The 9,830-nt window shown below is 66.6% G+C and carries 7 protein-coding genes; 4 read left to right on the forward strand and 3 right to left on the reverse strand.

Going from position 1 to position 9,830, the window contains the following annotated elements; genetic code table 11:
* Positions 1–123 precede the first annotated feature (123 nt).
* From AADJ04_RS03330 to AADJ04_RS03340, 3 genes are all read left to right on the forward strand, one after another.
* On the forward strand, positions 124–3,933 hold the full coding sequence (locus AADJ04_RS03330; RefSeq protein ID WP_341238736.1) for a DUF748 domain-containing protein: 3,810 nt from the start codon (positions 124–126) through the stop codon (positions 3,931–3,933).
* Between the two features lie 258 nt (positions 3,934–4,191).
* On the forward strand, positions 4,192–6,417 hold the full coding sequence (locus AADJ04_RS03335) for a thioredoxin family protein (protein WP_341238737.1): 2,226 nt from the start codon (positions 4,192–4,194) through the stop codon (positions 6,415–6,417).
* Positions 6,418–6,498: 81 nt separating this feature from the next.
* Positions 6,499–6,945, forward strand: coding sequence for a CoA-binding protein (locus AADJ04_RS03340; RefSeq protein ID WP_341238738.1), 447 nt, complete (start codon positions 6,499–6,501; stop codon positions 6,943–6,945).
* A 33-nt stretch (positions 6,946–6,978) separates the two neighbouring features.
* Here the strand turns inward: AADJ04_RS03340 and AADJ04_RS03345 are convergent, their stop codons facing one another.
* From AADJ04_RS03345 to AADJ04_RS03355, 3 genes are all read right to left on the reverse strand, one after another.
* Positions 6,979–7,476, reverse strand: a complete 498-nt coding sequence (locus AADJ04_RS03345) for a DUF2062 domain-containing protein (RefSeq protein ID WP_341238739.1) — start codon at positions 7,474–7,476, stop codon at positions 6,979–6,981.
* 66 nt (positions 7,477–7,542) lie between these two features.
* Positions 7,543–7,683 carry a hypothetical protein gene (locus AADJ04_RS03350; protein WP_338818686.1) on the reverse strand — a complete coding sequence of 47 codons (141 nt, stop codon included), beginning with the start codon at positions 7,681–7,683 and terminating at the stop codon, positions 7,543–7,545.
* 33 nt (positions 7,684–7,716) lie between these two features.
* Positions 7,717–8,700, reverse strand: coding sequence for a TerC family protein (locus AADJ04_RS03355; protein WP_044397771.1), 984 nt, complete (start codon positions 8,698–8,700; stop codon positions 7,717–7,719).
* 170 nt (positions 8,701–8,870) lie between these two features.
* Between AADJ04_RS03355 and AADJ04_RS03360 the strand changes: the two genes are divergently transcribed.
* Positions 8,871–9,758: a LysR family transcriptional regulator gene (locus tag AADJ04_RS03360; protein ID WP_341238740.1), complete on the forward strand. Its 888-nt coding sequence runs from the start codon at positions 8,871–8,873 to the stop codon at positions 9,756–9,758.
* The last annotated feature ends 72 nt before the right edge of the window (positions 9,759–9,830 follow it).

The following is a 9,830-nucleotide window of genomic DNA, read 5'->3' on the forward strand; positions in this document are numbered from 1 at the left end:
TGAAAGCCTGAGGCCAGGCCTGCCCCTGTTACCTTTGAGTACCCTGCCGCGTTGAACCCTGCAACGGGCCGGCACCCACGGTGGTGTGCCGCGCCCCAGCCCACTTTTTTGTTCTGACCTGCCATGCCAGCCCCCCTGCGCGCCCTGCTCGGCCACCCCCAACTCACCCGCCTGCGGCAACGCCGCTGGTTCAAGCCCGCCACACGGGCGCTGGCCGCACTGCTGGGGGTATGGGCCCTGTCGTGGCTTTCCGTGCCTGCCCTGGTCAAGGGGCCGCTGGAGCGCCTGGCCAGCGAGCAACTGGGCCGCACCGTCACCGTGGGCTCGCTCGATTTCAAACCCTGGTCGCTGGAGCTCACCCTGCGCGACTTGGCTGTGGCGGGCGCCAACGGAGCGCCTGCGCAGCTGACCATCGGGCGCGTGTATGTGGACGCCGAACTGCAGTCGCTGCTGCGCCTGGCGCCGGTGGTGGACGCCTTCACCGTGGAATCGCCCGTGCTGCGCATCACCCACCTGGGCCAGGGCCGTTACGACGTGGACGATGTGATTGCCAAGCTGACGGCCCCCAAGGACGAAGCAGAAAAAGCCCCATCGACCGAGCCCGCGCGGCTGGCGCTGTACAACCTGCTGCTGCAGGGCGGGCGCGTGGACTTCACCGACAACGCTGTGGGCAAGACGCATTCGGTGCAGGACCTGCTGCTCTCCGTGCCGTTCATCAGCACGCTGTCCGACAAGAAAGAAGTGCGCGTGGAGCCCCGGCTGGCATTCACGCTGGAAGGCAGCCGTTTTGACTCTTCGGCCCAAAGCACGCCGTTTGCGCAAACCCGGCACGCCGACGCCCACATCCGCTGGGATGACCTGGACCTGGCGCCCTACCTGGGCTACCTGCCCGCCAGCCTGCCCATTCAGCTCAAGGCGGCCACGCTGGACGTGGACGTGAAGCTGGCTTTTGAGCAGACACCGCGCTTGGCTGTGAAGCTCTCGGGCCAAGTGCAGACCCGCGATGTGAAGATGACCGACCGCGAAGGCCAGGACCTGCTGGCCTTTGATCGCCTGACGGTGGACATGGCCGATGTGCGCCCGTTCGAGCAAGTGGTGGACCTGGCCCAGGTAGAACTGCTCAAGCCCGTACTGCACGCCCAGCGCGATGCCGCCGGGCGGCTGAACCTGGCACAACTGGCCGGTGGCCCAGCGCCCGCGTCGCCCCCGAAGGAAGCCGCCTCGCAACCTGCCAAGCCATCCACCAAAGCCGCCCCGCCGTGGGCGGTGACCGTGGCGCGCGCCAGCGTGCGCGATGGCACGGTGCACTGGGCTGACCAGACCACCCAGCCCGCCGCCGCCTTGCAGGCACGCAGCCTGGGCCTGGAACTCACCGGCCTGGCCCTGCCGCTGCAAAAGCCCGTGGCCTTCAAGGGCGCCCTGGTGTTGCCCGATACCAATGCAACCAACGCCGCCGTGCCTCCCACCCGGCAGACAGGCAAAGCCAAGGCGGGTGCAGCCAAAGTGGTGGCCGCGAAGGCAGACACACCTGCGACTCCTGAAGGCAAGCTGGCGTTTGAAGGCGAAGCCACTACCCAAAACGCCCGGGTGCAAATCACCACCGAAGCGCTGGCGCTGCAACTGGCGGCGCCCTATGTGGCGCAGTACCTGGAGCCCACGGTGGCCGGCCAGCTCACCGGCACCCTGGGCGTGCAGTGGCAAGCCCCACCCGCAGACAAAAACGCCACGGGCCTGACAGTGACAGCCGGTCCACTCGCGCTGGAGCAGCTGGCGTTGCGCCAGAACGGCAAGTCGCTGGTCAGCCTGGGCAAGCTGGAAGTCAAGGGCCTGCAGGTGCCGCTGGACAAGCGCACCGTCACGCTGGAATCGCTGAGCTTGAACACCCCCAAACTGGCCGTGGAGCGCGGCAGTGACGGGCGCTGGATGTTTGAGCGCTGGACCAAAACCCCGTCCACACCGAGCGAGACAACGGCAACGAGCCAGACCGCCGCCCCCTGGGTGGTGCGCGTGGGTGAATTGGCCCTGCAAGGCGGCGCTGTGGCCTTTGCCGACAACGCCCAGCCCCGCCCTGTGGCACTAGAGGTATCGGCCCTGGACGTGAGCGCCAAGAATCTGGCCACCGACAGTGGCAAGCCCGGCGCGTTCTCGCTGAGCGCCCGCGCGGCGGCAGGCAAGGGCAACGCCAAGAGTGCGGCGGGCAAGATTGACTACCAGGGCACGCTGGCCCTGCAGCCGCTCGCCACCCAGGGCAAGCTGGACGCTACCCGCGTGCCCGTGCACGGCCTGGACGGCTACCTGGCCCAGCAGCTGGCCATTGAACTGCTGCGCGCCGATGTGGGCTTTCGCGGCCAGGTGGCGTTTGCTCAGTCTGACAAAGGCGCCAGCCTGAAGCTGGCGGGTGACGCGGCCATTGAAGAACTCAAGGCCAACAGCACTGCAGCATCCACCCCCATGACCGAAGCGCAGGTAGGCGAAGAACTGCTGGCCTGGAAGAGCCTGAACCTGCGCGGCCTGAACGTGGCCACCGCCCCAGGCACCGCCCCCAAGGTGCAGGTGGGCGAGACCAGCCTGCAGGACTTTTTTGCGCGCATCACCATCAACGAAGCGGGGCGCATCAACCTGCGCGACATCGTCAAAGGCGAGCCGCAAACCCCACCGGTAACGGCAGCTACGGCTGCGGCGTCAGCCCCGGCGCCAGCGGCCTCGGCTGCTTCAGCCACGCAGCCCGTGCATACCGCCGCGCGCGACCCGCTGGCGCCCGTGGTGCAGTTCGGCCCCATGAGCCTGGTCAACGGCAAGGTGCTGTTTTCTGACTTTTTCATCAAACCGAATTACTCGGCCGACCTGACCGAGCTGACAGGCAAGCTGGGGGCGTTCTCGTCCGAAGCGCCGGGTAGTGAGCCCCAGCTGGCCGCGCTGGAACTGCTGGGCCGCGCCGAGGGCTCCGCCTCGCTGGAGGTCACGGGCCAACTCAACCCCCTGGCCCAGCCGCTGGCGCTGGACATTGCGGGCAAGGTGCGCGACCTGGATCTGCCTCCTCTCTCGCCCTATTCGGTGAAGTACGCAGGCCACGGCATTGAACGCGGCAAGCTGAGTGTGGACGTGACCTACAAGGTGCTGCCCAACGGGCAACTCACGGCCAACAACCGCATCGTGCTGAACCAGCTGACCTTTGGCGAGCCCGTGGCAGGTGCGCCCAACAGCCTGCCCGTGCGCCTGGCGGCTGCGCTGCTGGCCGACCGGCGCGGCGTGATCGACCTCGACCTGCCTATCAGCGGCTCGCTGAACGACCCGCAGTTCCGCATCGGCCCGGTGATTGGCAAGATCATCCTCAACCTCATCGGCAAGGCGCTTACCTCACCCTTCAGCCTGCTGGCCAGCGCCTTTGGTGGGGGTGAGGAAATGAGCAGCGTGGCCTTTGCCCCTGGCAGCGCCACCTTGAGCCCCGAGGCGCAGCAAAACCTGGGCAAGGTGGCCAAGGCCCTGGTGGACCGCCCGGCCCTCAAACTGACCGTGACCGGTACCGCCAATCTGGAAGCGGAACGTGAAGGACTGCAACGCGAGCGCCTGCAGCAACTGGTGCGCGCGGAAAAGCGCCGTGCCCAGCCGGACAGCACCGAGCCCGTCACGGCCGACGAGTACCCCGCGCTGCTCAAGGCCGCCTATGGCCGCGCCAGCATCCCCAAGCCGCGCAACCTGGTGGGCATTGCCAAAGACCTGACGGTGCCCGAGATGGAAGCCCTGCTGATGGCCAACCAGCCCGCCACCGAAGCCATGGCCGCCGAGCTGGCCGCCCAGCGCGGCCATGCCGTCCAGAGCTATCTGGCCGCGCAAAAGCTCCCCGCCGAGCGCCTCTTCCTGGCCGCCCCCAAAACTGGCAGCCAGGTGCCCAAGGGAGCACCCCAGGCAGAGTTGAGCCTGGCGACGCAATGAGCAACACACCCCCTGAGTCGCCTACGGCGCCTTCCCCCTCTCTCGCTGCGCGGGAGGGGGACGCCCCCGGCGCATGAGCTGGATACGCCGCCTTCGCGGCGGGGCAGCGCGGCCGGCGTAGGCCCTTGGGCGGGGGCACCGGTACTGTGCCGCGCCAGTTTCAAAGGGTGCGCCGGCTCAAAGCACAATGACGCATTGAGAATCGAAACCATGGCGGGGCCGGAACTAAACCCGTTCTACCCGCTCCCACACTGCACCATGCCTTCACGCCTGTTCCACCGCCTTGCAGTCACTCTCTTTTTTATAGCTTCCAGCGCTTTATGGACGGGCGCCAGCGCCCAATTTAGCTCCAAATCCACCAGCCAAGGCAACAGCACCGTCACCACCCCCCATGTGCAGGCCGAGCTGGTCGCCCACGCGCCGCAGGGCGTGCGCCCGGGCCAGCCGCTGTGGCTGGGCTTGCAAATCACCCACCAGCCCGACTGGCACACCTACTGGAAGAACCCCGGCGACTCCGGCCTGCCCACCGAGCTGACCTGGCAACTGCCCTCCGGACTGGATGCGGGCGACATCGCCTGGCCCGTTCCGCACAAGATCGCCATTGGCACCCTGGCCAACTACGGCTACGAAGGCACCGTGCTGCTGCCCGTGCCAGTCACCGTGGCCCAGACCTTTGCCCCTGGCCCATTGGCCAAGGACGTTACCGTGCAGCTCAAAGCCTCGTGGCTGGTATGCCGCAAGGAATGCATCCCCGAAGAAGGCCACTTCACCCTGCAATTGCCCATCCAGAGCACCACCGCGCTGCACAGCGCTGCCTTTGATGCGGCCCAGAAGGCGCAACCCCAGCCGCTGGCAAAGCCGAGCGCGCAGCAACAAGCCCAGGTCGATGGTGATGCGCTGCAGGTGCGCGTGGCTGGCCTGCCCGCCGCGCTGCACGGCAAAACGTTGGACCTGTTCCCCGAAATGCCGGAAGTGCTGCACAACGCAGCCGAAGGTACGCAGCGGTGGGAAGGCGACGTATGGACCGCCCGCATCCCGCTGGCCGAGCAACGCAGCAACAGCCCCAGCACCCTGCCCGTGGTGCTGGCCGAGCGCGTGCAAGGCAGCACGCCCCGCCCCGGGTACCGGGCCGATCTGACCGTGCAGGGCCCCTGGCCGGCCGTGGCCGCCAAGGCCAGCGTGTCGCCCGCGCTGGAAGCAGCGCTCAAGGCCAATGCGGCCCTGGCGGGCAGTGGGCTGCCCCCTGCGGCACCCTCAGGCGCATCCAGCCTCACGCTCACCGCCGCACTGCTGGGCGCCTTGCTGGGCGGGCTCATCCTCAACCTCATGCCCTGCGTGTTCCCGGTGCTGGCCATCAAGGTGGTGGGCTTTACCCGCCACGCACAAGACCGGCGCGCCCACCGCATCAGCGGCCTGGCCTACACCGCAGGGGTGGTGCTTTCTTTCCTCGCGCTGGGTGCTCTCATGCTGGGCCTGCGGGCTGCGGGCGAGGCCGTGGGCTGGGGCTTTCAGTTGCAGTCGCCCGCCGTGGTGGCTGCGCTGGCCGGGCTGTTCACCCTCATCGGGCTGAATCTGGCCGGGGTGTTTGAGTTTGGAAACATGCTGCCGTCGTCCGTAGCCAGCCTGCAGGCGCGCCACCCGGTGGCCGACAGCTTCTTGACCGGCGTGCTCGCCGTGGCCGTGGCATCGCCTTGCACGGCGCCGTTCATGGGCGCCTCCATGGGCCTCACGGCCACACTGCCTGCCGCGCAGGCGCTGGCGGTGTTTGCCGCCCTGGGCCTGGGCTTGGCGCTGCCCTATCTGGCCGCCAGCCTGTGGCCCGCCGTGGCGCGCGCCCTGCCCCGCCCTGGCGCGTGGATGGACACCTTCCGCCGCTTCCTGGCCTTCCCCATGTTTGCCACCGTGGTGTGGCTGGTGTGGGTGCTGGGGCAGCAAAGCGGCATCGATGGCGCGGCCTCCCTGCTGATCTTGCTGGTGGGCCTGGGCCTGCTGGCCTGGTCGCTGGCCTTGCAAGGCCGCGCACGGCGCTGGCTGGGCAGCGTGGCCACGGTGGCCATGGCCTTGCTGCTGTGGGCCTTTGGCCCCCATGTCACGCGCATGGCAGAGGTGGCGGCAGCCCCAGCCAACGCCACGGCCACCGCCGCACAAGGCTGGCAACCTTGGGCCCCCGGCGCTGCAGAGGCCTTGGTGGCCAGCGGCCGCCCGGTGTTTGTGGACTTCACAGCCGCGTGGTGCGTGACCTGCCAGTACAACAAGAAAACCACCCTCGCCAACAGCGAGGTGCTGGCCGACCTGCACGCCAAGAACGTCGCCCTGCTGCGTGCCGACTGGACCCGCCGCGACCCCGCCATCACCGCCGCCCTGGCCCAGCTGGGCCGCAATGGGGTGCCGGTGTATGTGTTCTACCGCCCAGGCAAGCCCCCGGTGGTGCTGACCGAAGTGCTGAGCGTGGACGAAGTGCGCAGCACCATCGCGCAGTTGTAGGCTCTTGAACAGGTTCTCAAAGACGCTTAGGGCGACTGCGGCATCTTTCCTCCACACACCCGCCTGACCGAGGCAACCACCATGCAGACAGACGACCTTCAACCCTACCTGTCCATCCTGCAAAGCGCCAAGACCATTGCCATCGTCGGCCTCTCACCCAAGCCCGAGCGCGACAGCCACGATGTGGCGCAGTACCTGCAGGAGCAGGGGTACCGCATCGTGCCCATCAACCCTTCGGCCACCGAGGTTCTGGGCGAGCGCAGCTGGCCCTCATTGACCGAGGCCGCAAAGCACCACCGCATTGACCTGGTAGATGTGTTTCGCGACAGCGCTGCCGTGCCACCCATTGCCGACGAAGCGATGGCCATCGGCGCAAAGGCCTTGTGGCTGCAGATCGGTGTGTGCCATGACGAAGCCCTGGCCAAGGCCCAGGCGGCGGGGCTGAAGGTGGTACAAGACCGCTGCACCCTGGTGGAGCACCAGCGCCTGCGCAGTGCTGGGCTGTTGGCAGCAGGCACACCCCAATGAAAATGAGGGCTTGATCACAAGCCCCCGGTCACTTCACCGCCCGCGCGCCCAGCGGCGCTTGCGCTGCAAGGCGGGAGTTAACCACATCAGCTGCACAGCAACGTAGCCCAGCACCGCCATCACGGCTGCCAAGGCGGGCAAGCCCACCAGCAGCGGCGTGCCCAGGGCCTGCACCCAGGTGGCCAGCGCCTGGACCGACAATTCCCCCGCAGGGGCCACCGAACTCCAAGCAGGCAAGGTCTGCTCACCCGGCATGACCAGTGCCCCCAAGTAGAAGGCCAGCGCATACAGCGGCACGGTGGTGAGGGGGTTGGTATAGAACGTGGCCACCCCCCCGGCCACGATGTTGCCGCGCAGCCAGGCACACACCAGCAAGGTGCCTGGAATCTGCAGCGGCCCCGGGATGAGCCCACAGAACATGCCCGCCGCCACGCCCCGCGCCAGGGGCTGGCGCTGGAAGCGAAACAGCGCGCGCCGCTCCAGCCAGGGCTGAAAGCGGGCCAGCGCGCTGCATTCCAGGCGGGTACGCACCTGGGGCTCCAGCCCCCGAAGCCAGCGGCGCAAGCTACACAAGGTCTGCATCATGCGCCCGGCCCCTCAACCCATCAGCACCGCTGCGGCGGTGCCAGCGCCCCACACGGTGGTCAGGGCTGCCAGCAGCCCCACGTCACGCAATTCGCTGCCCGCACTGCGGGCCGTCACGGTAGCGATCAGCAGGGCCACCAACATGCACAACATGACTGATTCGAGCAAATCCACGGTGCGCGCCTTTCAGTCTTTGTGGGGCAAGGCAGCAGGCTTGCCGTGGGCGCTTTCGCCCGAGCTGCGCAGCGACAGGATGATGGAGCCTGCGATCAGAGAGGCAGTCACCAGCAGGGCGTAGCCGATCGGGATCTTGTAGAAGTCGATCATCAGCATCTTGGCGCCGATGAACACCAGCACCAGGGCCAGGCCATACGCCAGCAGGTGGAATCGGTTGGCCAGATCTGCCAGCAGGAAGTACAGCGCACGCAGACCCAGGATCGCGAAGATGTTGGCCGTGAGCACGATGAACGGGTCGCTGGTGATCGCGAAGATGGCAGGAATGCTGTCCACCGCGAAGATCACGTCGGTGGTACCAATCAGCACCAGCACCGCAAACAGCGGGGTGTAGTGCTTGACGCCATCGACCATGGTACTGAGCTTCTCACCGTCAAAGTGGTTGGTGATGCGAATGCGCTTCTTCAACAGCTTGAGCACCGGATTGGTGGTGATGTCAGGCTCCTGGCCTGCTGCAAACCACATCTTCACGCCAGTGATGACCAGGAAGGCACCGAACACATACAGCAGCCAGTGGAAGGTGGCCAGCAGCCATGCACCGACCAGGATGAGCAGCGTACGCAGCACGATGGCACCGATGATGCCGATGATGAGGGCGCGCTTTTGGTACTGGGGCGGCACGGCGAAGTAGCTGAACAGCATCAGGAAGACGAAGATGTTGTCCACCGAGAGGCTCTTCTCCACCAGGTAACCGGTGATGAACTGCATCGACACGGTGTTGGCTACGGTGCGCCCCTGTGTGCCATCGAGATACCACCAGAGGATGGCAACAAAGACAAACGCGAGCGAGAACCACAGAATGCTCCAGCGCAGCGCCTCGCCCATGGTTACCTTGTGCGCCCCCTGGCGCTCCATGACCAGCAGGTCGATGGCAATGGCCACTACCACAAACACGGCGAATCCCGCCCACATCCACCACGTTCCTATTGTTTCCATGTTTCTTCTCCAAAGGTGTTTCGGCACATCGCGCAGCCAGCGCGATGGAGCACCGGACTGTAGGGACACTCGGCATTCCTAAAAACCTGTCATCTTGGTACTATTGGTTCGGTTTTTACGAACCAAATGACACCAGACCCCCTGCTTTGCACGAACCCACGGAGTGTGCCATGAGCCAAAGCTTCAATTACCGCCACCTGTATTACTTCTGGGTGGTGGCCAAAGAGGGCGGCATTGCCCGGGCGGCAGAGCGGCTGGACATGGCGGTGCAAACCATCAGCGCTCAGGTGCGCGAACTGGAAAAAGCCCTGGGCGTGAGCCTGCTGCGCAGCGAGGGCCGCAACCTGGTGCTGACCGATGCCGGCGTGGCGGCCATGCACGAGGCCGATCAGATCTTTGCGCTGGGCGAGCAATTGCCGCACCGGGTGCGCGAAGCCGCCGCCGGCCCCACCCTGCGGCTGAACCTGGGCATCTCTGACGGCATTGCGAAACTGGCCGTGCACCGGTTGCTGACCACCGTGCTGGACGAGCCCCACCTGCGGCTGCTGTGCCACGAGGGCGAGTTCCAGCCCCTGCTGGGTGAGCTGGCCATGCACAAGCTCGACGCCGTGCTGGCAGACCGCCCGGCGCCGCCCAACCCCGCCCTCAAAACCACCAGCCAGTTGCTGAGCACCAGCGCCGTGGCCTGGTATGCGCCCCCCTTGTTGGCAGACGCGGCGCGGCAGGCCTTCCCCAAAAGCCTGGCCGTGGTGCCTGTGCTGCTACCCACCGACCATGCGGCCATGCGGGCGCGGATTGACCACTGGTTTGAACGGGAGCGCATTCGCCCCCGCATTGCAGGCGAGTTCGAGGACAGCGCCTTGCTGAGCACCTTTGCGGCCACAGGCATGGGCGTGATGCCCGCGCCCGTGTTTCTGGGCGAGCACCTGCGGGTGACGCACGGGCTGGAGCATGTGGGCACCACCCCCGAGATCGAGGAGCACTTTCACCTGATCTACAGCGCCCGCAAGGTCATGCACCCGCTGCTGCTGCGGTTGCTTGAAAAGCCGCAGGTGTAAAAACCTGCTGAAAGAACCCTATATGGACGCCCCGAATAAGCCAAGCCCTCACTCACTGCTGCCAAGAAGGTA

The organism is uncultured Acidovorax sp., assembly GCF_964021665.1.
Taxonomy (GTDB): Bacteria; Pseudomonadota; Gammaproteobacteria; order Burkholderiales; family Burkholderiaceae_C; genus Acidovorax; species Acidovorax temperans.